A 26,351-nucleotide genomic window follows, 5' to 3' on the forward strand; every position below is an offset into this window, starting at 1 on the left:
AATTAAAAGTTTTAATATATTACATTACAAAATATTACTCAATAAAACTACCCCACTTGTTTGCTTAGCCTACTGTAAATAATCAAGATTATATCTATATAATTATATAAAGCCACAATGACCACCGATATAATTATAATCATAACAATAACAAAACACTCGTATATTAAAAAATATTCTCATATAATAAAATATTATATATAATAATTCCATTATTGTTCAAGGAACTAATATGCCGAAATACCTGAGAAGAACTAAAATTATTGCTACCCTTGGTCCTTCTACAGATCAAGCAAATAATCTCGAAAAAATCATTACTTCTGGAGTAAATGTAGTTAGATTAAATTTTTCTCATGGAAAACCTTTAGAGCATTTTACCCGAGCAAATAAAATTCGAGCACTTGCTACTCAATTAAAACGATATATCGCTATTCTTGGAGATTTACAAGGACCTAAAATCCGTATTTCAACTTTTCAAAACGATAAAGTATATTTAAAATCTGGAGATAATTTTTTACTCGACTCTATGAATCAAGATAATAAAGGTACCCAAACATATGTAGGGGTTAATTATAAAAAACTTTCTCAAGATGTATCTCCAGGCGATTATTTACTTTTAGATGATGGAAAAATTCAACTACAAGTTATCAAAATTAATAACACTAAAATTTTTACTAAAGTAATAATCGGAGGAATATTATCTAATAATAAAGGCATTAATAAATTAGGAGGAGGTTTATCTGCTAAAGTATTAACAGATAAAGACAAAACAGATATTATTACTGCCGCTAAAATAGGAGTAGATTATTTAGCGATATCTTTTCCTCGTAGTAGTATAGATTTAAATTATGCCCGCAAATTAGTTATAGACGCTGGTAGTAATGCAAAAATTATATCTAAAGTAGAACGAGCAGAAGCAGTTAAATCCGATGAAACAATAGATGATATTATCAAAGCGTCTGATGCAGTCATGGTGGCTAGAGGAGATTTAGGGATAGAAATTGGAGATCCAAAATTAGTAGAAATACAAAAAAAAATAATATACAGAGCACATGCTCTCAATAAAGCAGTTATCACTGCAACACAAATGATGGAATCTATGGTTACAAATTCCATACCTACTCGAGCTGAAGTCATGGATGTAGCTAATGCTGTATTAGATGGTACAGATGCAGTAATGTTATCTTCAGAAACTGCTACTGGATTGTACCCATCTGAAACTGTTACTGCTATGTCTAATGTATGTTTAGGAGCAGAAAAAATATCCAATATTGATCAACCATCAATATCTTTAAATAAACCAAAAAAAAAAATTACAAACGTAAAAGAAGCTGTTGCATCATCTACTATGTACATAGCGAATCATCTCGATACAATACGCGCAGTTATTTCTATAACTGATTCTGAATATACCGCATTACTTATGTCTCGTATTAATTCAAAATTACCTATTTTCGTATTATCCCATGATATTAATACTCTTAATATAGTTACTTTATATAGAGGAGTCATTCCTATCTATTTTAGTCACACTGGAAACAATATCATTGATGCAAGACATGCTAGCAATCTATTGCGAGATAAAGGATTTGTAATACCCGGTGAATTAGTAATAGTGATACAAGATAACATCTTGAATCAATCTAATGTAACTAATATGAGTTATATATTAGCAGTAGAATAAGTGATTTTATACCCCAAAACTATTAATAATAAATTTTTATATATAAAACAATCAAAATCAAAGCTATCATTTAATCATTTTAATATCTATACTAACTAATAAAAAATATACAGAATTATACATACCTCACTATTGTTTATATTTAATCAAAATTTAATTTTGGGATAATTTCATTTATTTGTTTTAAATATTTTATGCGATCATTCCCTAATAATTTCTCTACATTTAGAATACTAGTAGTCAAAGGATTTACAGGTTGACGATTAATCCAGACTTCAAAATGTAGATGAGGACCAGTAGATCGACCCGTATTACCAGATAATGCAATACTATCTCCTCGACTTACTCTCTGTCCTGATTTAACTAATATTTTTTTAAGATGCATATATCGAGTTATACATTGAAAATCATGCTTAATAACTACATAATTGCCAGCAATTTTACTATATTTACTACTCAATACTACTCCGTCTCCTATGGATAAAACCGGAGTTCCAACCGGTACAGCAAAATCTACTCCAACATGCTGAGTTACTTGACCAGTAACAGGATTTAACCTATTCATATTAAAATTAGAAGATATACGATACGGTTTTAATATCGGTAAACGAATAAATTTATTTATAGATCCTACAGCTTCTTTATTATAAAAACGACCATTATTTGCCTTAAAAATATAGTAATCTTGACCAGCAGTACGTACTCGGGCTCCAATTAATTCGCTATATATATTATTATTTTTAATATCAAATATCAAAGAAACTAATAGAGCAAATTTATCTCCTGAATGCAATTTTTTAAAATCCAATTGATATCTTAACGCATTAACTACATCTACTATACAATTTTCCTCTAACCCTAAAGATCGAGCGCTATCAACAAAAGTTTCATGTAGTGATCCTGAAAACAACACTGTGTAACATTGTTTTTTCTCATTGCTATTTTTTTTTAATACTTTAATAATTCCTTGATTAAAATAAGCATTCATTTTCTTATTATAAAGACGTATTTCTTGCTCAGAAACACCCCAAATTAAACATTGTAGACGTTTTTGATTTACAATCAGCCACAATAAAGATTGCCCAATTCTTAATTTATCCAATACAGGGTATTGTTGAGTTAATAAATACACTTCATCAATATTTACTAAATTTCTATTATATTTTTCTACAAATTGCGTCAATGTATTATTAGAGAACAGTCTTGAATAATCATTCATACTGAATATTTTTAAAGATTGCTCTTGACTAACTTGTTTTTTTAAAATGTTTAAGAAAAATAAATTATCTTCAACATATGTATTATTATTAATAGTTTTAAAAAAAGAACACAATGTAGATTTTTGTACAGCAATGATTTGATTATAATCATTTTTATTAAATTCATATGATAATAAAAACATATTCCACACAATCATGATAATAATAATTATTATAAACACAAAAGGAACAATGATACTATATCGCTTATACAAACAACGACATATTAATTTAATAGAATTACACACAATTCCATACACTCATAATAAATCCCATATGACATTTGTTATTTCTATTACATTTTACATATCAAATACACAAACAATATCCACTTTTAAAAGAAACGACAACTAAATATATATAATTATTTATTTCATTACAGGATAAGTATCCTAATTCCAAATATTTATATTCTTTATAACAAAGCAATATATATTAATTATAATTAATATATATTTAAAATATAAAAATTATTACTATAAATGACAACAACAAAAATTAGACATTATTCAATCTTAATTTAATAAAATCAAATTATTCTCATAAACAATAAACTTAATCAGGCGCATCAACCATTAAATCTATTGCTGAAGTAGTTTTTGGAAACGCAATAACATCTCTAATACTTTTAGAACCAGTTAATAACATCAATAATCTATCTAGTCCAAATGCTAATCCAGCATGTGGAGGAGCACCATACTTTAAAGCATTCATTAAACAACCAAATTTTTTTTGCTGTGTACTTCGACTTATTCCCAAAATATCAAATATTGTTTGCTGTAATAAATACGAATGAATACGAACTGAACCACTTCCTATCTCATACCCATTAATTACCATATCATAAGCTTCTGACACCGCTAATAACGGATTATTTTTTAAAAATTCTATATCACAATTTTTTGGTGCTGTAAACATATGATGTACCGGTATTAAACTACCTAATTCATTCTTTTTAAATACTGGAAAATTTACTACCCATAATGGAGCCCAAGTATCTTTTTTAATCAAATTTAAATCACTACCTATTTTTTGTCTTAACGAACCTAATATTTTAGTGATAAATAAATTTTTATTGTTACCAAAAACAAAAAATAAAACACCATTGTGTTTAAAATTAATTTTTTTGAATAACGCTTTTAATATAATTTTATTTAAGAATTTAACTATTGGACCATCAACTTTAACTATTTCTTTTTGATCATTGCATTGTGCTTTAATCCAGTAAAAATTTTGTATCCCGCATCTTCGAATATAATCTTCATATTTATTAATCTGTTTGTCAGTTAAAAAATATCCATTTGGAATTTTCATAACTATTACTTGGTTAACAGCTATATCTATCATAATTTTATTTAATAAAAATTGATTCCATATAGATCTAAAAAAATCAGATACATCAACTATTTCTATTGGATTTCTTAAATCTGGAGTGTCAGATCCAAATCTCCTCATTGAATCAAAATAAGAAATTTGAGGAAATACTCCTAACTCTATATTTAAGATTTCACGCCATACAGTACAAATAAAAAATTCCATAAGCTCTCGTATTCTTTTAGCATCAATAAAAGATGCTTCCATATCAATTTGAGTAAATTCTGGTTGTCGATCTGAACGTAAATCCTCATCTCTAAAGCATTTAGTAATTTGATAATATCTATCAAATCCAGCAATCATTAATAGCTGCTTAAATATTTGAGGAGATTGAGGTAAAGCGTATTTCTTATCTATATGCAACCTACTAGGAACTAAATAATCTCTAGCACCTTCTGGGGTAGATTTAGTTAAAATAGGAGTATCAATATTAAAAAACCCCTCCAACTCCATAAATCTATGAGTTAATGACATAACTCTAGAACGAGTTTTAATATTCAATAACATGATCGGTCTTCTTAAATCTAAATAACGATATTTTAAACGATTCTCCTCTGTATTATTCTTAGTAATATCTAATGGTAATGGCTCAGACACATTAAGAATGACAAAAAATTTCGCTACAATTTCAATCATTCCAGTTAACATATTTTTATTTATTTGAGTAATAGGACGAGCACGAACTATTCCTCTTAATTGTATACAAAATTCCTGTTTAAGACTAATAGAAGCATTTTTACATACTTCTTGTTGAAAATTAGGATCAAAACATACTTGAATAGAACCCTCTCTATCCCTTAACTCAATAAACATTAACTTTCCAAGATTTCTTAACTTACTTATCCAACCACACAATGTTATTTCCAAACCAATATGAGCTGAATTTAATTGCCCGCAATAAGCAGTACGCATGCATTACCTCTGACTCAAAAATCAATATATTGTATATTTACAATTGTACAAAATAAATAAAAATTTATTTATTCATATAATTATGTAATGTAGCATGATCTTATTATAAAATATATATTTGTATATATAACGCTCTTATTAAACATTAAAATAATATCGTTCATATACATAATTTAAATTTTTATCATCAAACTCATGCTGTTAAAATAAATATATGTAAATCTCCCTAATATTAATTGATATATGAACATTAACATAGACACTACATAATCATGATAATATACAAAACAAATATCCTATTATTTATATATAAAAATACGTATACAAATTATAATCAAATAAATATGTATGCAGTTTATAAAACAAAATAAAAACTTCAATAATTAATTAATTCTATAAATTATATGAACATTCAAAATCTTTTATTGCAACATCTATATCAAGCTTTACTTAAAATAAACGCAGAATCTTTTTTTCATTTAATCAAAATTCACATATCTACTCACAAGCAATTTGGAGACTATCAAATTAATGGACTTATTCCTATATCCAAATTACTAAATATTTCTGTTGAAAATTTTTCTAAAAAACTTATTAAATTTATAAATTTACAACACATGGTTGAAATTATAAAATTTGAACAACCAGGGTTCATTAATATTTTTTTAAGTTCAACATGGATAGAAAACCAAATTAATTATATTGGTAATTTACCTAATTTTGGAATTTATTCAAAACAACAAAAAACCATCATTATTGATTATTCTGGCCCTAATATTGCAAAAGAAATGCATGTTGGACATTTAAGATCAACTGTAATTGGCGATAGTACCGCTCGTATTCTATCTTTTTTAGGACATCATGTTATTAAAGCGAATCATATAGGCGATTGGGGCACTCAATTTGGTATGTTAATTGCATATATACACAAACAAATACCACATAACTTTTCATTAAATAAAATTCAATCATTTGATGTATTAGAAAAATACTATCAAGAGGCTAAAAAAATATATGATATTGATCCTAATTTTGCTAAATTAGCACGTCATTATGTTGTAAAATTACAACAAGGCGATGGTTATTGTAAAAAAATATGGCAACATTTAGTAAATATATCTGTTTCAAATAATCAAAAATTATATAATCGGCTTAACATCACTCTCAAAAAAAGCGATATCATGGGAGAAAGCATGTATCAAAATATGCTACCCCATATTGTTAGGGACCTAAAAAATAAAAAAATAGCCGTTACTAGTAATAATGCTACCGTAGTTTTCCTCAATAAAGATCAAAAAAACGAATATTACTCTTCTTTTGGAGTAATAATACAAAAAAAAGATGGAGGTTATTTATATAGTACCACTGACATCGCTTGTATAAAATATCGTTGTGAAATATTACATGCTGATAGAATCATCTATTATACTGATTCAAGACAAAAACAACACTTGTTACAAGCATGGAAAATTGCACATAAAGCAGGATACATTCCAAAATCAGTATCATTTGAACATCATATATGCGGCATGATACTTCAAAAAAATAGAAAACCATTCCAAACTAGAGCAGGAAACGTATTAAAATTAACCACATTACTAAATGAAGCTTTTAAAAAAGCCCATGATTTAATTTATAGAAAAAACCCTAATTTAGAAGATATAAAATTAAACAAACTTGCGCACATTATTAGCATAGGAGCAATTAAATATACTGAATTATCGAAAAATAGATCAACAAATTATATATTTAACTGGGATACTATGTTAAATTTTAACGGTAATACTGCTTTATATATACAATACGCTTATACTCGAATTTTTTCAATATTAAAAAAAACCGGACAACCTAACCTAAAAAAAAATAAATACAAAATTCAAATAATTACCAAAAAAGAAAAACTATTAGCAACTTGCTTGCTTCAATTTAATGAAATAATTGAAATTATAGCAGATCAAGGAACTCCACATCTATTATGTAATTATTTATATAAATTATCAGCATTATTTTCTTCATTTTATGAATCTTATCCTATTTTAGAAACAAAAAACATTCATCTACAACATAGTAGATTAAAATTATCTTTATTTACTGCTCATATTTTAAAACAAGGTTTAGAACTATTGGGAATAGAAACATCAGAGTATATGTAATATGTATCTACTAATTAGTAGTATCTCTATGAAACCAAAAAAAATCTTTCACTCGAAATCCTAATAATTTTAATATCGCAAGATAACTACTTATTCCTAAAATTAATATACTTATTATTTTTAATAATCTATAAAACATATGATTTATAACCCATCCCTCTCCATTTCCATAAATTAATAATTGCATGAAAAATATAGCTATATACATAAAACACAATGCTATAACTAATTTACACAAAAAATGCAACCATCCAGAAGATAAACGAAATAAATATTTTTTCTTAAATTGCCAAAATAATAATCCTGCATTTAGCCAAGCACCTAAACTAATAGAACAAGCAAAAGCAACGTGTTTTAATATATGAATAAACATCATGTTTATAAATTGCGAAAAAACTACAGTAATAATAATCATGCGAATTGGAGTTTGGATATCATGACGAGAATAAAAACCCGCAGTTAATACTTTAGTTAAGATTAAACCAGGTAATCCTATTGAATAAGCTATTACAGAATATTGAGTCATCAAAACATCAAATCCTGAAAATTTACCATACTGAAATAATGTTATTATTAATGGTTTAGATAAAACTCCTAAAATAACAGCACTAGGAAAACTTAATACACAACATAATTTTAACCCCCAATTTATAAGATTAAAATACTCTACACTACTTCCTATCGCAATAAACCTAGATAAACATGGCAATAAAACAGTAGTTAATGTCACTCCAAAAATACCAATAGGTAATTCAATAATTCTATCAGCATAATATATCCAAGAAATAGACCCATCTGGTAAAAACGATGCAAAAATAGTATTAATTGTTAAAGATATTTGATTACTTAATACTGCAACTAACATCAATCCTGCAGACCGACATATCCTATGTATTCTATTATCATGTAAATTAACTGTTGGACAAACTAATAAATTTACTTTTTTTAAAAATGGCAAACAATATATACACTGCAATAATCCTCCTACAAACACTGACCAAGATAATCCAACTATGGGAGTACACAAATATAAATATTTAGAACATAACATAAATCCTATCATACTTATATTTAAAAAAATTGGAATAAACGCAGGAACCAAAAAAAAATTCCACGTATTTAAAGTTGCTCCCATAAAAGATGCTAAAGAAATCAATAAAATATAAGGAATCATAATTCGAAATAATAAAACGGTTGTATCAAATTTTTCTGAAATATTATCAAACCCAGGAACAGCAATCCTTATAATCCAAGGAGCTAATAATAACCCAAAAAAAATTATTATAATTAAAATGATTATTAATAAACCAAACGCACGAGAAATAAATGTTTTTATTTCTTTTATATCAAAAAAACATTTATATTCTGATAATATAGGTAAAAAAATCTGATAACATGCGCCTTCAGCAAAAATTCGTCGTAAAAAATTAGATAATTTAAAAGCAACGAAAAAAGCATCAGTCATTATACTTGCTCCAAATGTTCGAGCTATAATATTATCCCTAATAAATCCTAGAACCCTAGAAAACGTAGTTATAAAGCTTACTCGTATTAATGGCTTTAATAAATTCATCGTTATTATAAATAATCAATAATTTTATTATATATATAATGTATAAAATATATTTCTATATACTAAATATATGATTATGTAAATACAATAAATTTCTAAAATATATAGTATTAAAATTTACAAAATATATGTGATAATAGTTCTATCATACATAAACACTTAATACATACATAATCATTCAATATACGTATATTATATGCTTCATATACATAATGAATTATATTACATATCTAATACATAAATAATCAGACATGATAAAATAATTTAATCAAGTTAATGATAAAAATAAATAATACTAATTGTAGCATCAAATAACTACAAACAAAAACTATTAGTCATCTTATGCGATTACTATAACTATATCCTGTATTTACTAAAAAATATCTCATGATATAAGCACAAAATTAATAACATAAAACAAAATTATATAGTATCAAAAATTAATGTATTATAATGGGTATACTTATATCATTCATACAAAATCTACATAAAAACATCACATACTATAAGCGGTGACTCATGCATTCAACATCTAAAGCTCGAAGATTAGGTAAGTATTTTTTAATTATAGATAATATGTTTGTGGTTATAGGCTTTTATGCTGTTTTTCCATTAATTTCAATATACTTTGTTGAACAATTAGGATGGGCAGCTTTTTTAGTTGGATTTGCTTTAGGATTACGCCAATTTATTCAACAGGGATTAGGTATTTTCGGAGGTGCATTTGCTGATAAATTAGGAGCTAAACCAATGATTGTCTCCGGACTATTAATGCGTACAGTAGGATTTATTATAATGAGTATTGCACAAACTCCCATACTATTGTGTTTATCATGTATATTGTCCGCATTAGGGGGTACATTATTTGATCCTCCAAGAACAGCTTTAGTTATTAAATTGATACGACCATGGGAATTAGGTAGATTTTATTCTATTTTAATGTTAGAAGATAGTGTATGCGCAATTATAGGAATAACATTAGGCACATGGTTACTACAATACAATTTTAAACTAGTGTGCTTTACAGGGGCAATATTATTTTTTATAGCTGGTATTTTTAATGCATGGGGGTTACCTGATTATAAAATTTCTAGTTCTCATCTTTCTTTATTAGATGGAATTAAAAAAGTATTAAACAATCAAAGATTTGTTATTTATGCTTTAACACTAACCGGATATTATATTTTATCTGCTCAAATGATGTTAATGTTACCAATTCGTGTTCACGAAATATCTGGGCAATTATCATGCATAAAATATATCTATATCATAGAAGCTATTTTATCTTTATTGTTTATCATTCCTATAACTTATTGGGCTGAAAAATATTTTCGGTTAGAAACACGATTAATGATGGGATTAATTATAATGATTATTAGCTTATTCCCTATTGGGTTAGTAAAAAACTTATATGAATTATTACTTTTAGTTAGTTTATTTTATATAGGCTCTATTATTGCCGAACCTGCAAGAGAAACATTAATTGCTTTATTCACAGACTACAAAGCACGCAGTAGTTATATAGGGTTTAATAAATTTAGTTTAGCTTTAGGAGGTACTTTGGGTTATAGTGGTAGTGGGTGGTTATATGACCTAGGTAAAAAATTAAATTTCTTACAATTACCATGGATAGCGCTCAGTGTAATAGGTATTATTACACTATTGGGATTATACTATCAATTTCGATATTATTCCTTTCAATTCTCCTTATTAAATAAAAAAAATTGTACTTATACACATAATAAATCTATTCGGAAAAAAAATTAGCTCATATGTTAAAACAAAATAATTAATAATAATAAAAATCCATCAATTTTATACATAAATCAACAGCCTTATGCTTGACGAATAATAATTAACTCTATACTATCTAATTCAAAAATTAAGCTATTAAATTTGATCATTATGCAATTAATATTTTTAAAAGCACTATACAAATAATATAAAACAAAAAATAAAACAAATATCATATAAACTCTATATGATACCTCAATGGTGAGGTGTCCGAGTGGCTCAAGGAGCATGCCTGGAAAGCATGTATACGTATTAACTTAATGTATCAAGGGTTCGAATCCCTTCCTCACCGTATAGAATAAATTATTATATAAATAACAATAAAAAATGAAAATTTAAAAATATATACAACCTCATTTTTGGAAAAATAAATCATATCTATTAAAAATTTTTAATTTCCCTAAATAACAATATTATCAATTTAATAATGTTGTTATTTAGGGAAAATTGAATAATATATACACACATCAAACATAAATAAAATTACTATTTATAACAAACAACTTTTTAATCATATTCATGATATAAAAATTACTCATAATCTCTCACACTACTATTTTTATATATAAATCAATAATGGAGAGAAAGGGATTCGAACCCTTGAAAGAATTGGTTTTTTCTTTAGACAGTTTTCGAAACTGTTCCGTTCAACCCCTCCGGCATCTCTCCTATCTATACATAAAATAAAAACAAAATTATTATTTATTCGAAACATAATAATCAACTCTTTTCTTTTATAAAACTTGACATTATTTCCATATTTAGCACAACAAAATATATTTCTTGTATGTATATAGACAATTATATATAATATGGAGCAACATATGATCCTCTGTAGTTCAGTTGGTAGAACAACGGACTGTTAATCCGTATGTCACTGGTTCGAATCCAGTCAGAGGAGCCATATATAATCAAATTATTCAAATTAAACGTATAATAAATTCATTCAATAATTTTAACTTTATATAAATCATTAATACTTATTGATCCTACCAAAATTCCTGATTTATCAACTACCGGGGCTGCGGTAATATTCAATTTATATAAAATTTTAATAGCTTCATCAACTCTACACTCTTGAGCAACATAATGACCAGGTTTAGTCATCGCTATACAAATAGAATCCTTTAAAGATTTATCTTGTTGTATTATCCATCTTCTTAAATCTTCATCCGTAAATACTCCTATAACATACTGATTATCATCACAAACAGCAGTTAGACCTAATCCAGTACGAAGCAATTCAAACATAGCATCCATAACAGTTGATTTCCAAAAAACCTTTGAAATTTTATTCCCTATACGCATTACATGGTGCACACAATTTAATAATTGAGCTCCTAAGGTTCCTCCAGGATGAAATTGAGCAAATTTCTCTATACTAAATCCTTTATATCTCATTAAAGACATAGTTAAAGCATCTCCCATCATTAAAGCGTTAACTGCACTAGAAGTAGGTACTAATTCCATAGGACATGCTTCTCGTTGTATTTGAATATTCAAAACACAATTTGATTGCACAGCCAAAGGAGAATTAGAATTTCCAGTTAATGCAATTATAGGAATATTATTCTCTATCAATACGGGAATTAAAAGACTTATTTCATACGAACGACCAGAATACGAAATAAATATTACTACATCTTTTGATTCAATCATTCCTAAATCGCCATGTAACGCTTCCGAAGGATGCATAAAAAACGCTGGAGTTCCAGTACTAGATAAAGAAGCTGCAAGTTTCTTCCCAATATGTCCCGACTTTCCTATTCCAGAGACAATAACTTTTCCTTCACATCTCAATAAAATTTGACAAGCAACTACAATACTTTCATCTAAGCGATCTAACATATGTAGCGCTTCATTTATTTCAATTTTTATAGTTTCTTTAGCGTATTCTAGTAACAATCTATCATTAATCATATAAATAAGCATTAAAATAGATAATGAAAAATTATTAATATGACATCAATATATGATCACTCAAATATTGAGTATTCCATTTATTTAAAATTTTATTGTTATTAACATCCCTAAAACCAATCAACAATATACAACATCATCAAAAACATTTGCAATGATAATAAAACTTAATATATCTCCTAAAATGAGATATGTATATCTTTAATATACAACCTACTATTCCAATCACATCCTATTTTTATAATAAGCACTAATATTTTTCAAATAAATCATTCTTCAATCATAAAACCCAAATGTATTTTACTTAAAAAGTAAAAAATTAAAACCATGAATTGTCATCACTCAGAATCATCATAAGATTTTTTTAAATATTTTAATTTTTTTGATAATTCCCTACGTTCTTTAGATAATTCTGCATTTTTTATTATATATTCGTCAACCCGATCTTCATAATCATTACACATATTAATTATTATAGCTTGAATACCGTCTATAGAAGTTTCAGATTTTATATAATTACTTAAATCTCCTAATAACAGCACTCTTTTTTGATTATCCCGAATTTTTTTTTCATTATCAATTATTTCTCGTTGCAGTTTATTTTTACGACGAAGCATTCGTACAAACTCTAATACATCATAAAAAGATTTATCTATTGAATCTTGACTCATAATTTTATTCCAATTAATTCGTAGAACTAGAACAATATATATCAACACACAATACAAACAAAACCATAATATATAATAACATTTCTTGTTAAGAATACTAATTAAAATCAGTAAAAATTATCATTCCCATATTTATGACATGTAATTATTATAATTATATAAGGCATAATTATATGTTAATTATGATTAATATTGCATCAACACAATACTGTATTCAAAAAAATATGCTAATATTTATATTAAAAAATAATTAATGTTTATAAATAATTATGACTTTACTTCAAAATCAACCTAATTTTTTTATTTACGATTACGAAACTTTCGGACTAAATCCAGCCCTAGATCGGCCTGCTCAATTCGCAGGAATACGAGTCGATGATAAATTGTGTCCAATAGCTAAAAAAGAAATTTTTTTTTGCCAAATACCCCATGATTATCTTCCCAATCCAGAATCTGTTCTTACTACAGGAATCACTCCTCAATATACTTTACAATATGGTTTAACAGAATCAGAGTTCGCATATCGTATCTTTAATATTTTTAACAAACCAAACACATGTATAGTTGGATATAATAATATCAATTTTGATGATGAATTTACCCGACACACTTTTTATAGAAATTTTTGTGATCCTTATTTATGGGCATATAATCATGGAAATTCTAGATGGGATTTATTACCTATATTAAGAGCTTACTATTCTCTATATCCTGAGAAAATCTATTGGCCTATCAACAACAAAAATAAAATTAGTTTTCGACTAATTGACTTAACATACGCTAATCACATAGAACATTTAAACGTTCATGATGCAATGTCTGATGTATATGCTACCTTAGAAATTATGAAACTCACACAAAAAACTCACCCATATTTTTTTCAATTTTTATATAATCACCGTACTAAAGATCAATTAAAAAAAATAATCAATTTTGATTTTATTGATCCTTTAATTTTCATTTCTAATACAATAAACGATACATATAACAACTTTATAAAATTTTTAGCACCTATCTCTTGGCACCCTAACAATAAAAATATTCTTATAGCCTACGATTTAAATAGCAAACCAGACTTATTATTAAATTTAAACATAAACAAACTATATCAAAACTTATATCAAGGCACACAAAACTTATCTGATCTTTTTAAACAAATCCCATTACAATTAATCAAACTCAATTCGTGTCCTATTTTAATTCCAATTCATCTGATTAAAAAAGAAAACATCTTTTATTATAAAAATTCTTTATTTTCTTATTATCAATATTGTTTAAAAAATTTAAACTTCATTCAAACAAACATAAATCATACTTATTTAAAAAACAAAATCAAAACATTTTACACAACAATTGAATCTTATTTCAAACTAAAACAAACATATCAAAAAGTTCATGTAGATAATCAATTATATTTCAAATTTTTCAATTTTTCTGATCGTCAACTAATTAATAAAATTCGCAACACTAACATACAACAATTATCTAAAATAAAAATAAATAGTACTGATACGCGTCTAAAACTGTTATTTTTTTTTTATAAAGCTCGAAATTTTCCTTACAGCCTGAATGTAAAAGAACAAAAATCATGGCTAGACTATAAACGTCTACTACTTCAACAAAGCAAATTCCAAAATTATCTAACCAATATTGATAATCTTCTATTACATCAAAATAATTTAATTCAAATTAATCTCTTACACAAATTAAAACAATATTATAAACACTATTTAAATACTATTTAATAGTCATATTATCCATTGTATTATGGATAACAAATATATCAACAAAGAAAATTCATTAATTTCGGTGAAAAAATTTAATTGAAGTACAAATTATATACATAATATATAAAGTAACTAAATAATATTTAATCCTATACAAATGTCATCAAATTAGATAAAATAACCAAATAAAAATTATCATTTAATCATCAATTACACATATTAATTATAATACATTTTTTTAATAAAACTAAAATGCTTTTATTATACGTATACTAAATATTTTATTCATCATCATAGTATAGTGTCAAGGCCAAATATCATGTTGAACAAATCAAGATTGCGAATTGCAATGCAAAAATCAGGCAGATTAAGTAAGGAGTCTAAACAACTATTAGAAAGATGTGGTATTAAAATCAATCTACAACAACAACGCTTATTAGCATTTGCAGAAAATATGACTATTGACATCATGAGAGTAAGAGATGATGATATTCCAGGATTAATCATGGATGGAGTCGTCGATTTAGGAATTATCGGAGAAAATGTGTTAGAAGAGGAATTATTAACCAGACGCTCGCAAGGAGAAAACCCTTGTTACATTAGATTAAGACGACTAGATTTTGGAGATTGTAGATTATCAATGGCCTTACCTGTAGATGATCCATGGGATGGTCCATTATGTTTGCAAGGAAAACGTATTGCTACCTCTTATCCGAATTTATTAAAACAGTATTTAGACAAACTAGGAGTGTATTTTAAACCATGTTTATTAAATGGTTCCGTAGAAGTAGCTCCAAGAGCTGGACTAGCGGATGCAATTTGTGATCTCGTCTCAACTGGCGCAACATTAGAAGCTAATGGATTACGTGAAGTTGAAGTAATTTACCGATCTAAGGCATGTCTAATTCAACGACCTGGACAATTATCTTATATGAAACAAACATTAGTAAATAAATTACTAATTAGAATACAAGGAGTGATCCAAGCTAGAGAATCTAAATATATCATGCTACATGCTCCTGCAGAACGATTAGAAGAAATTATTAATTTACTACCTGGAGCAGAAAGTCCTACAGTGCTACCATTAGCAGGGAACCAAGATCGCGTAGCGATATACATGGTAAGCAATGAAACATTATTTTGGGAAACTATGGAAAAATTAAAACATTTAGGAGCTAGTTCTATTTTAGTATTACCAATAGAAAAAATGATGGAATAAATTTTATGAATTTTGATAACTATCTTATACCCATTTATTGGGATCATTGTTCTTTATCTGAAAAAAAAATATTACTTACACGACCAGTACATAAAAATAAAAATAAGGATATTTATTCAAACGTTAAACACATATTAGATCAAGTCTCTCAATATGGAGACAGCGCTTTAATACAATTTAATTTATATTTTGATTGTATTCAAACAAAATATTTGAAAATCCCATCACAAACCATTAATAATTCAAAAAAATATTTATCAAATAAAACAAAACAAGCAATATGTTCTGCATTTAATAATATTCATCAATTTCACCAAAAACAATACTTTTCAGAAATAGATTTAGAACCTATCCCTGGAGTACATTGTACACAAATAATTAGACCTTTAAATAAAGTTGGTTTATATGTGCCAGGAGGTACTACTCCATTACCTTCAACAGTAATGATGTTAGGAATTCCTGCTCAAATCGCAAAATGTAAACGAGTAATATTATGTTCTCCTCCTCCTATTTCCAACATAATATTATACACTGCTCAACTCTGTAATATTACAGAAATCTATCAAGTAGGAGGAAGCCAAGCTATTGCTGCTATGGGATTTGGTACTCAATCTATTCCAAAAGTCAATAAAATTTTTGGTCCCGGAAATATTTGGGTTACTGAAGCTAAACGACAAATAAATTATAGAACTACAGATGTAGCCATAGATATGTTAGCTGGCCCATCTGAAATATTAATAATAGCCGACGAAACAGCTAACCCAATTTTTATTGCAGCAGATCTTTTATCTCAAGCAGAACACGGACCAGATTCTCATGTTATTCTTATAACTCCTAATATAAATATCGCTACACAAACACGAAACGAAATATATAATCAAATAAAAAATCTCTCTCGTATTGATATAATTAATAACTCATTAAAACATGGATGTATAATTATTACTAATAATATTATAGAATGTTTTGATATAAGCAATGATTATGCTCCAGAACACCTACTCATACACATTAAAAACGCTAATAACTATCTAAAATATATCACTAATGCGGGATCAATATTTCTAGGCAATTGGTCTCCAGAATCTGCTGGAGATTATGCAAGTGGACCTAATCATGTATTACCTACATATGGAAGTTCTGCTAATACATCCGGATTAGGAGTAACTGATTTTCAAAAAAAAATATCAGTTCAAGAATTAACTCAAAATGGATTGATAAAATTATCAAAAACCATTATAACATTAGCACAAATTGAACAATTAAAAGCCCATGAATATGCTATCACACATCGGGTAAACTATATAAAAAGGAAATGAAATGAATATTCATTGTCTAGTTAGAAATCAGATATTAACTCTACAACCATATCAATCAGCTAGAAAATTTGAATATTCAGGAAAAATATGGCTCAACGCTAATGAACATCCCATAGCTCCTCATTATAAATATAGTAATACAAATAATTTAAACCGCTATCCAATGTGTCAACCAAAAGAATTAATACATAATTATGCGACTTATTCTGGAGTACAAAATAATCAAGTTTTAGTTTCAAGAGGATCTGATGAAGGGATTGAATTACTCATGAAAGTTTTTTGCGATCCAAATAAAGATACTATCATTTTCTGCCCTCCAACTTATGGCATGTATAAAACTAGCGCAGAAATTTTAGGAATTAATTACCGAATGATTCCTACTATAAATAACTGGCAATTAAACTTATCATCTATCGCATCGCAATTAAATCATGTCAAATTAATATATATTTGTCATCCAAATAATCCTACTGGAAATATTATTAATATAAATAGTATAATAAAATTATTAAAAATCGTTGAAAATAAAGCTTTATTAATCATTGATGAAGCATACATTGATTTTTGCTCTAATAACAGCCTAGTCAAACTACTATCAATACACCCAAATTTAATTATTCTTAGAACTTTATCGAAAGCTTTTGCTTTAGCAGGATTGCGTTGTGGATTTACTTTAGCTAATGCAGAGATAATTAAATTACTAAAAAAAGTAATCGCTCCTTATCCTATACCTACTCCAGTGATCGATATAGCTACTCAAGCGCTCACTCCTGAAGGGATTAAATATACTCAAATCAGAATAAAACAAATTCACAATAATCGTCACATATTAATAGAAGGTCTAAAAAGATGTTCCTGTGTTCAAACAATATTTCCTAGTTGCACTAATTACATACTAGTAAAATTTACTCCCAAATATCAAGTGTTTAAAAAATTATTACAGCAAGGAATCATATTAAGAGATCAAAGTTATCAATGGGGATTGACAAATTGTTTACGTATTACCATTGGATCATATGAAGAATGCCAACAAATAATTTCTATTTTACAAAATGAACAATTCTACACTTAATGAAACAAAACATGGAGTTATCATGAATGATAATAAAATACTATTTATAGATCGAGATGGCACTTTAATTCATGAACCGGAAAATAATTTTCAAATTGATTCATTAGAAAAACTATCGTTAGAACCCTACGTTATTCCTGTTCTTACAACATTAAAAAATATCGGTTTTAAATTTATAATAGTGACAAATCAAAATGGATTAGGAAGCCTGACATTTCCCTACAATAAATTTAACAAACCTCATCAAACAATGATTCAAATTTTTAAATCACAAGGCATTATATTTGACCAAATATTAATTTGTCCACACTTACCTGAAGCACAATGTAATTGCCGAAAACCAAACATTGGTCTAGTATCTAAATGGTTAAAAAATAAACTACTAAACAAATTCAACAGCTATGTAATTGGAGATAGAGATACTGATATGCAACTTGCTACTAATATGGGAATTCAAGGAATACAATATCATCAAAAAAATTTTAATTGGATACAAGTACAAAATCATATAACTCAAAATAGCTATAGATCTGCCCATATTCAACGTATCACTAATGAAACTAACGTAGATATCAAAATATGGCTTGATCAGTATAAAAAAAACTACATCAATACTGGAATTAATTTTTTTAATCACATGTTGGAACAAATAGCTATTCATGCAAAAATCCGAATACATATTATAGTACAAGGAGATTTACACATTGATGATCATCATACAATTGAAGACACCGCGTCAGTATTAGGAGAAGCTATAAAAAAATCATTAGGAGAAAAAAAAGGCATTGGTCGTTTTGGGTTTACCCTTCCAATGGACGAGTGTACTGCACACTGCATATTAGATTTATCTGGACGAGCATATTTAGATTATCAAGCACAATATGATTTTCAAAAAATAGGGGATTTAAGTAGCAATATGATAGAACACTTCTTTAGATCATTATCCTTAAAAATGGAGTGCACGTTACACTTAAAAGCACATGGAAAAAATGACCATCATAAAGCAGAAAGCTTATTTAAAGCGTTTGGGCAAACATTACGTCAAGCAATACATATATATGATAATCATGTCCTCAGCTCTAAAGGCACTTTAATATGAAAATAGTAATCATTGATACTAAATGCTCAAATTTATTCTCTGTAAAAACTATACTAAAAAGATTAGGATGCAATCCAAAAATTACTAATAACCCTGACATCATATTAAAGGCAAATAAACTATTTTTGCCAGGTGTAGGCACTGCATTTACAGCTATGCAACAACTAGAAAAAACCAATCTTGTTCAATTAATCAAAAATTGCACTCAACCAATTTTGGGTATTTGCTTAGGAATGCAATTATTTGGATCAATCAGCGAAGAAAATGATAACATAAAAACTTTAGGAATTATTAATACTCCTGTGATACGCATAAAATATAAAAAATTATCGGTACCACATATGGGATGGAACAACATTATTTTTTTAAAAAAACATCCTTTATTTCATGGTATAAAAAATAATCATTTTTTCTATTTTGCACATAGTTATATTATGAAATTAACTCAATCAACTATTGCCTATACTAAATACGGAGAATTATTCAGCGCAGCGATAGCATATAAAAATTTTTTAGGCGTACAATTTCATCCAGAAAAATCAAGCGCCCCCGGAAAACAATTGCTTAAAAATTTTTTGGAGATGTAATATATGATTATCCCCGCTTTAGATATTATAAATGGAAATGCAGTAAGATTATATCAAGGTAATTATCAAGCTCAATCCAATTATGGAGATCCTGTAAATATTTTACAAAAATATATACAACAAGGAGCTACAATAATTCATTTAGTAGACCTATCAGGAGCAAAAAATCCGAAAAATAAACAAACTTCATTAATTAACAAATTAATTCAAAAAACTAAAAAATCTGACTCTAAAGTAAAAATACAAATAGGAGGAGGTATACGTAGCGCTCTAGATATAAAAAATTTATTAAAATCAGGAGCAAATCGTATAATATTAGGGTCCATAGCTATTACACATCCAAAAGAAACAAAAAAATGGTTTACATACTTTGATCCTGATATTTTAGTCTTAGCACTAGATGTATATATTGATTTTAATAAAAATAAAAAAATAGCAATTCACGGATGGCAAAAAAAAACCGATATACAATTAGAACAAGTAATACAAGAATATAATCTTGTAGGTTTAAAACACGTATTATGTACGGATATTTTAAGAGATGGCGCTTTATTAGGTAGTAATATTAATTTATATAAATCAATATGCCAAATCTGGCCAAATATATTTTTTCAAGCTTCTGGAGGCACTATTCAATTAACTGAAATATTTAAATTAAAACAGGCCGGAGTTAACAGCATTATTATCGGTCGAGCCCTATTAGAAAATAAATTTACCCTTAACGAGGCTATATCATGTTGGCAAAACGCATCATCCCTTGTTTAGATGTAAAAAATAACCAAGTCATTAAAGGAGTGCAATTCCGAAATCATGAAATAGTAGGCGACATTGTATCGTTAGCCCAACATTACGCAAAATCAGGAGCAGATGAATTAGTGTTTTACGATATATCAGCATCTCCTTACAACAAAATAGTAGATAAAAAATGGATATTAAAAGTTGCTAAAGTTATTGATATTCCATTCTGCGTTGCTGGAGGGATCAACACTATAACTCAAGCTAAACAAATATTAAAATTCGGAGCAGATAAAATCTCAATAAATTCTCCAGCTTTAATGAATCCATCATTAATTCAGGATTTAGCTGAACATCTAGGAACACAATGCGTGGTAGTCGGGGTCGACATTTGGTTTAACTCTACAGAAAATATCTATCAAGTTAAATGTTTCAGTGGAGATAGTCATCATATGAAATCTACCCCATGGAAAGTATTAGATTGGATTAAAAAAATTCAAGAATATGGAGCTGGAGAAATTGTGCTTAACATAATGAATCAAGATGGCATGAAAAATGGTTATGATTTACATCAATTATTAGAAATTCGAAAACATTGTAAAATACCTTTAATTGCTTCCGGAGGGGCTGGATCTTTTCAACATTTTTTAGATGTTTTTAATTACTCTAAAGTAGATGGGGCTCTAGCAGCTTCTGTTTTTCATAAGAACATTATCAAAATTACTGAATTAAAAAAATTTTTATTTAAAAAAGGGGTGAAAGTTAGATTATGTTAAACAATAATGATAAACAGCACGAATTAAATTGGATTAAAAATAATGGATTAATTCCAGCTATTATACAACATTCAGTTTCAGGAGAAATATTAATGTTAGGATATATGAATAAGCAATCAATGTCCGAAACTGAAAAAACAGGGTATGTTACTTTCTTTTCAAGAAGTAAAAATCGATTATGGGTTAAAGGAGAAACCTCTGGAAATTTACTAAAATTTATAAATTGGTATCCAGATTGTGATTCAGATTCATTATTAATTTTAGTATTACCTCAAGGCTATACTTGTCATAAAAATACTAGCAGTTGTTTTTATCCCGCATCTACTGATTTTAGTTTTTTATATCAATTAGAAAATATTATATCTATGAAAAAAAAACATAATTATGCATTAACCCAAAATCAAAAAGAATTATCATCATATACATCTGATCTTTATTCTAATGGTATTGAACGTATAGCCCAAAAAGTTGGAGAAGAAGGTTTAGAAACTGCTCTAGCTGCAGTCTCTCGTAATTCAACAGCACTAGTTAATGAAGCAGCGGATTTAATTTATCATTTATTAGTTTTGTTACAACATGAATCATTAACTTTTAACAAAATTATTCAAGAATTAAAAAATAGAAATAAATTAAAAAATAAAAAAATTAATTAAAAAATCAAGAGAATTATATATTATTATACATAATAATACTTTCCACATTACAATTAAAACTAAAAAACAACTCTATGTTAATACTACAATATTGATAAATTTGGATTAATATTATTTACTTTAATTTAAATTTTAAAACTACAAATTTAAATTAAATTAACTATCTAACGTACAAACAAATAAATATATCAATGTGTATACAACACATTGATATATTTATATTTTTTTATAAAAAAACAATTAAACTTTCTACTAATCCAAGTAACTCCATTGTGTATGAAATACTCCAGGCTTATCTAAACGACAATAAGTATGAGCCCCAAAATAATCTCTTTGTGCTTGAATAAGATTAGCAGGTAATTTAGCACTACGATAACTATCGTAGTACGATATTGCAGAAGATAACGCAGGCATGGCAATACCATAACTAATTCCACAAGAAACAATTTCTCTTAAAGATTGCTGATATTTATTTGCAATATTTACACAATACGGCGCTAACAATAAATTCTCAATTCCCGGCGTTATAGAATAAATATCTATAATATTTTGTAAAAATTTAGAACGAATAATACAGCCAGATCTAAAAATTTTCGCAATTTTCTCAAAATTTAAATTCCAATTATTATGTATAGAACTTACTCTAAGTTGATAAAAACCTTGTGTATATAAAATAATTTTACTTAAATATAAAGCTTGTCGAGCCTTTTCAATCCAATTATCCACACTTTCTGTAAAAATATTAACGTTATTATTAATAGGACTTAATAATATTGTTGATGCTTTAACACGTTGCTCTTTTAACATAGATAAATAACGAGCAAAAACTGCCTCAGTAATCATAGTTACAGGAATCTCCAAGTCTAAAGCATCTTTAGTAGACCAAGCTCCTGTGCCTTTGTTTCCAGCAACATCAAGTATATACTCTAAAACAGGCAAATTTGTTTCTTCATCTTTTTTCATAAAAATCTTAGTAGTGATATCCATAAGATAACTATTTAATTCCCCTTGATTCCATGAATTAAAAACTTTTATTAATTGACTATAAGTCAAACACAGTACTTGTTTTAAAAAACAATATATTTCAGAAATTATTTGCATATCTCCGTATTCTATGCCATTATGTACCATTTTAACATAATGACCAGATCCATTTGGCCCAATATACTCAACACAAGCCTCATTATCAATACGAGCAGCAATTTTTTTTAACAAACAAGATATGATATCATAAGCATCTTTTGATCCTCCAGGCATTAAAGATGGTCCTTTCAGCGCTCCTTCTTCTCCTCCGGAAATTCCTAATCCAATAAAATGTATTTTTTTCTCTAATAACTTTAAACTACGCCGAATAGTATCTTTATAAAAAGAGTTTCCTCCATCAATCAACACATCACCATCGTCTACATAATTTAATAAAGATTGAATTAAGTAATCTACACAACTTCCTGAAGTAATCATCAAAAATATTAATCTTGGTTTTTGTAATGCACAAACAAATTTTTCAAGAGAAAAATAAGGAGTAAGATTTTTTTTTAAATTATTTTGAATTATTTGTGTAGTCTTACCTGAAGAACGATTATAAATTGCGACATTATAACCTTTGCTCTCAATATTCAATGCTAAATTTCGACCCATAGTTCCCATACCTACAACACCAATTTCTTGTTTTTTTAACATAAACACCCCTGCCCATACATTTCTATTTATTTTCTTACATAAAATAATTTAATATATAGAATGAAAAAATTATTATTTATTATTATTATTTATATGCAATTAGATTATTTTATACTATTATACTGTATGCATACGTAATGTTTAAACACTAGTAGATATATACTATCAAATATATAATTGACTACTTCATAAAACCCCCCTTCTTTTAAATTTTTATTAATTAACAAAGCAGCACAATATCATACATATAAATTTAATATTATGTTACTTTCTGACAAATAAACATAGTAGAAATATATATTTATTCAGTATATACTACAATATCGAGAATTATTACAATAATTTTAAATAAGTATTTACATGTCTAACAAAAAAATTTTAGTTACTTGTGCATTACCATATGCAAACAATTCTTTACACATTGGACATATGCTAGAACATATACAAGCTGACATTTGGGTCCGTTATCAACGGATGCAAAATAATACTGTATATTTTATTTGTGCTGATGACGCTCATGGAACAGCTATTATGTTAAAAGCACAACAACTTAATATTAATCCAAAAATAATGATATCAAATATTCAAAAAGAACATTATAAAAATTGCTATGATTTTAATATTAGTTATGATAATTATCATTCTACACATAGTAAAGAAAATCGAGAATTACTATATGAGATTTATTTGAAATTAAAAAATAATGGATTAATTAAAACTAGATTTATTTCGCAACTGTATGATTCTAAAAAAAAGATATTTTTACCAGATAGATTTATTATCGGAACATGTCCTAAATGTCATACATCTAATCAATATGGAGATAATTGTGAGCAATGTGGAGCTATTTATACCCCTATGGAGTTAATTGATCCGAAATCAGTTATTTCAGGAACCACTCCTATCACAAAAAAATCTAAACATTTCTTCTTCAATTTGCCAATTTTCACAAAAATGTTACAACATTGGGTATATTCTGGAGTTTTACAACAGGAGATCTTAAATAAAATAGAAGAATGGTTTAAATTAGGTTTAAAAGAATGGGATATCTCTAGAGACTCTCCATATTTTGGTTTTAAAATTCCAAATACAGGCTCTAAATATTTTTATGTATGGATGGACGCGACTATAGGATATATGGGAACCTTTAAAAATTTATGCAAAAAAAATAAAAATATATTTTTTGAGGATTTTTGGGATATACATTCAAAAAATGAATTATATCACTTTATTGGAAAAGATATTATTTATTTTCACAGTCTATTTTGGCCAGCTATTCTAGAAGGAAGCCAATTTAGAAAACCCACAGGCATATTCGTGCATGGACATGTTACATTAAATGGATTAAAAATATCTAAATCTAAAGGGGCGTTTATTAAAGCCAATACTTACTTATCATATCTTCATTCAGATTATTTAAGATATTATTATGCTACTAAATTATCCTCTAAAATTAATGATATTGATTTAAATTTTAATGATTTTTTTAATAAAATTAATTCAGATATTATAAATAAAATATTAAATTTAGCAGCTAGAAGTGCAAGTTTTATAAATCAATATAATGACGGTCAATTATCTTCTAAAATAGAAGATCCAAATTTATATAACTTTTTTATCAATTTTAAACATTCTATTGGAAAAGCATTTAAAAATAGAGAATTTAGCGAAGCTATGCGCAGCATTATGTCATTAGCAGATGAAGCAAATAAATATATCGATCAACATTCTCCATGGCATATTATTCATCAAATAGGAGAAATAAAAAACGCAGTATCTATTGCTTCTATGGGTATTCAATTATTTAGAATTTTAATGACTTATTTAAAACCTGTATTACCTATATTATCAAAATATAGCGAAGATTTTCTAAATACTCATTTATTATGGAATACTCTTGATACACCTTTAATAAATCATAAAATTAACAAATTTGAAATAATATTTCGTCGTATTAATTACAACCAAATCGAATCTATAATCAATTCATCGCACCCCCATCATCAATGAAATGTTTTTTATAAAACTTATTACTATCAAAAATCAAACAATAAAAATCATATTTTACAAATTTATAAATTTAGAAAAACTGCGCTTACATTACTTAAGCAATATTTATATATTGATACATTTTACATTATATG

The 26,351-nt window shown here is 27.0% G+C and carries 19 protein-coding genes and 3 tRNA genes; 15 read left to right on the forward strand and 7 right to left on the reverse strand.

Going from position 1 to position 26,351, the window contains the following annotated elements; all coding sequences use genetic code 11:
* Positions 1-232: 232 nt before the first annotated feature.
* Positions 233-1,684: a pyruvate kinase gene (pyk, locus tag BVAF_RS02240; protein WP_013516765.1), complete on the forward strand. Its 1,452-nt coding sequence runs from the start codon at positions 233-235 to the stop codon at positions 1,682-1,684.
* 142 nt (positions 1,685-1,826) lie between these two features.
* On the opposite strand, the gene mepM is transcribed toward pyk, so the two are convergent.
* The gene (gene mepM, locus BVAF_RS02245; RefSeq protein WP_013516766.1) at positions 1,827-3,203 is read right to left on the reverse strand and encodes a murein DD-endopeptidase MepM; all 1,377 of its coding nucleotides are present in this window, start codon (positions 3,201-3,203) and stop codon (positions 1,827-1,829) included.
* A gap of 295 nt (positions 3,204-3,498) precedes the next feature.
* On the reverse strand, positions 3,499-5,229 hold the full coding sequence (aspS, locus tag BVAF_RS02250; RefSeq protein ID WP_013516767.1) for an aspartate--tRNA ligase: 1,731 nt from the start codon (positions 5,227-5,229) through the stop codon (positions 3,499-3,501).
* Between the two features lie 404 nt (positions 5,230-5,633).
* Here aspS and argS point away from each other — a divergent pair, with 404 nt between their 5' ends.
* Positions 5,634-7,382: an arginine--tRNA ligase gene (argS, locus tag BVAF_RS02255; RefSeq protein WP_013516768.1), complete on the forward strand. Its 1,749-nt coding sequence runs from the start codon at positions 5,634-5,636 to the stop codon at positions 7,380-7,382.
* Between the two features lie 10 nt (positions 7,383-7,392).
* Here argS and murJ read toward each other — a convergent pair whose 3' ends face one another.
* Positions 7,393-8,955, reverse strand: coding sequence for a murein biosynthesis integral membrane protein MurJ (gene murJ / locus BVAF_RS02260; RefSeq protein ID WP_013516769.1), 1,563 nt, complete (start codon positions 8,953-8,955; stop codon positions 7,393-7,395).
* A gap of 519 nt (positions 8,956-9,474) precedes the next feature.
* Here murJ and mdtH point away from each other — a divergent pair.
* Entirely contained in the window at positions 9,475-10,722 is a 1,248-nt protein-coding gene (gene mdtH / locus BVAF_RS02265) for a multidrug efflux MFS transporter MdtH (RefSeq protein WP_013516770.1), read from the forward strand.
* A gap of 227 nt (positions 10,723-10,949) precedes the next feature.
* Positions 10,950-11,041: transfer RNA gene (locus BVAF_RS02270), tRNA-Ser, on the forward strand.
* Between the two features lie 285 nt (positions 11,042-11,326).
* Here the strand turns inward: BVAF_RS02270 and BVAF_RS02275 are convergent.
* A tRNA-Ser gene (locus BVAF_RS02275) sits at positions 11,327-11,418 on the reverse strand.
* Positions 11,419-11,577: 159 nt separating this feature from the next.
* Here BVAF_RS02275 and BVAF_RS02280 point away from each other — a divergent pair.
* A tRNA-Asn gene (locus BVAF_RS02280) sits at positions 11,578-11,653 on the forward strand.
* Positions 11,654-11,691: 38 nt separating this feature from the next.
* Here the strand turns inward: BVAF_RS02280 and gutQ are convergent.
* Together gutQ and BVAF_RS02290 are read right to left on the reverse strand one after the other, a co-directional pair.
* Complete coding sequence (gutQ, locus tag BVAF_RS02285) at positions 11,692-12,669, reverse strand: arabinose-5-phosphate isomerase GutQ (RefSeq protein ID WP_013516771.1); 978 nt, start codon at positions 12,667-12,669, stop codon at positions 11,692-11,694.
* 338 nt (positions 12,670-13,007) lie between these two features.
* Entirely contained in the window at positions 13,008-13,340 is a 333-nt protein-coding gene (locus BVAF_RS02290; RefSeq protein ID WP_013516772.1) for a DUF496 family protein, read from the reverse strand.
* 269 nt (positions 13,341-13,609) lie between these two features.
* On the opposite strand from BVAF_RS02290, the gene sbcB reads away from it, so the two are divergent.
* The 9 genes from sbcB (at position 13,610) to hisIE (ending at position 22,527) form a co-directional block, all read left to right on the forward strand.
* Positions 13,610-15,085, forward strand: coding sequence for an exodeoxyribonuclease I (sbcB, locus tag BVAF_RS02295; RefSeq protein ID WP_013516773.1), 1,476 nt, complete (start codon positions 13,610-13,612; stop codon positions 15,083-15,085).
* A 301-nt stretch (positions 15,086-15,386) separates the two neighbouring features.
* Positions 15,387-16,286: an ATP phosphoribosyltransferase gene (hisG, locus tag BVAF_RS02300; RefSeq protein ID WP_013516774.1), complete on the forward strand. Its 900-nt coding sequence runs from the start codon at positions 15,387-15,389 to the stop codon at positions 16,284-16,286.
* 5 nt (positions 16,287-16,291) lie between these two features.
* A complete protein-coding gene (gene hisD / locus BVAF_RS02305) occupies positions 16,292-17,605 on the forward strand; it encodes a histidinol dehydrogenase (protein ID WP_013516775.1) in 1,314 nt (437 codons plus the stop codon).
* Between the two features lies 1 nt (position 17,606).
* Positions 17,607-18,677, forward strand: a complete 1,071-nt coding sequence (hisC, locus tag BVAF_RS02310; RefSeq protein ID WP_013516776.1) for a histidinol-phosphate transaminase — start codon at positions 17,607-17,609, stop codon at positions 18,675-18,677.
* Positions 18,678-18,699: 22 nt separating this feature from the next.
* Positions 18,700-19,776, forward strand: coding sequence for a bifunctional histidinol-phosphatase/imidazoleglycerol-phosphate dehydratase HisB (gene hisB, locus BVAF_RS02315; protein ID WP_013516777.1), 1,077 nt, complete (start codon positions 18,700-18,702; stop codon positions 19,774-19,776).
* Entirely contained in the window at positions 19,773-20,363 is a 591-nt protein-coding gene (gene hisH / locus BVAF_RS02320) for an imidazole glycerol phosphate synthase subunit HisH (protein WP_013516778.1), read from the forward strand. Before hisB ends, hisH begins: the two co-directional genes overlap by 4 nt.
* Before the next feature lie 3 nt (positions 20,364-20,366).
* Entirely contained in the window at positions 20,367-21,128 is a 762-nt protein-coding gene (locus tag BVAF_RS02325; RefSeq protein ID WP_013516779.1) for a HisA/HisF-related TIM barrel protein, read from the forward strand.
* On the forward strand, positions 21,098-21,874 hold the full coding sequence (hisF, locus tag BVAF_RS02330) for an imidazole glycerol phosphate synthase subunit HisF (RefSeq protein ID WP_013516780.1): 777 nt from the start codon (positions 21,098-21,100) through the stop codon (positions 21,872-21,874). The genes BVAF_RS02325 and hisF overlap by 31 nt, the downstream gene beginning before the upstream one ends.
* On the forward strand, positions 21,868-22,527 hold the full coding sequence (hisIE, locus tag BVAF_RS02335; RefSeq protein WP_013516781.1) for a bifunctional phosphoribosyl-AMP cyclohydrolase/phosphoribosyl-ATP diphosphatase HisIE: 660 nt from the start codon (positions 21,868-21,870) through the stop codon (positions 22,525-22,527). The genes hisF and hisIE overlap by 7 nt, the downstream gene beginning before the upstream one ends.
* A gap of 252 nt (positions 22,528-22,779) precedes the next feature.
* On the opposite strand, the gene gndA is transcribed toward hisIE, so the two are convergent.
* Positions 22,780-24,207, reverse strand: coding sequence for an NADP-dependent phosphogluconate dehydrogenase (gndA, locus tag BVAF_RS02340; protein ID WP_013516782.1), 1,428 nt, complete (start codon positions 24,205-24,207; stop codon positions 22,780-22,782).
* 360 nt (positions 24,208-24,567) lie between these two features.
* Here gndA and metG point away from each other — a divergent pair, with 360 nt between their 5' ends.
* Positions 24,568-26,217: a methionine--tRNA ligase gene (gene metG / locus BVAF_RS02345; protein WP_013516783.1), complete on the forward strand. Its 1,650-nt coding sequence runs from the start codon at positions 24,568-24,570 to the stop codon at positions 26,215-26,217.
* The last annotated feature ends 134 nt before the right edge of the window (positions 26,218-26,351 follow it).

Source organism: Candidatus Blochmanniella vafra str. BVAF (assembly GCF_000185985.2).
GTDB lineage: Bacteria > Pseudomonadota > Gammaproteobacteria > Enterobacterales > Enterobacteriaceae > Blochmanniella > Blochmanniella vafra.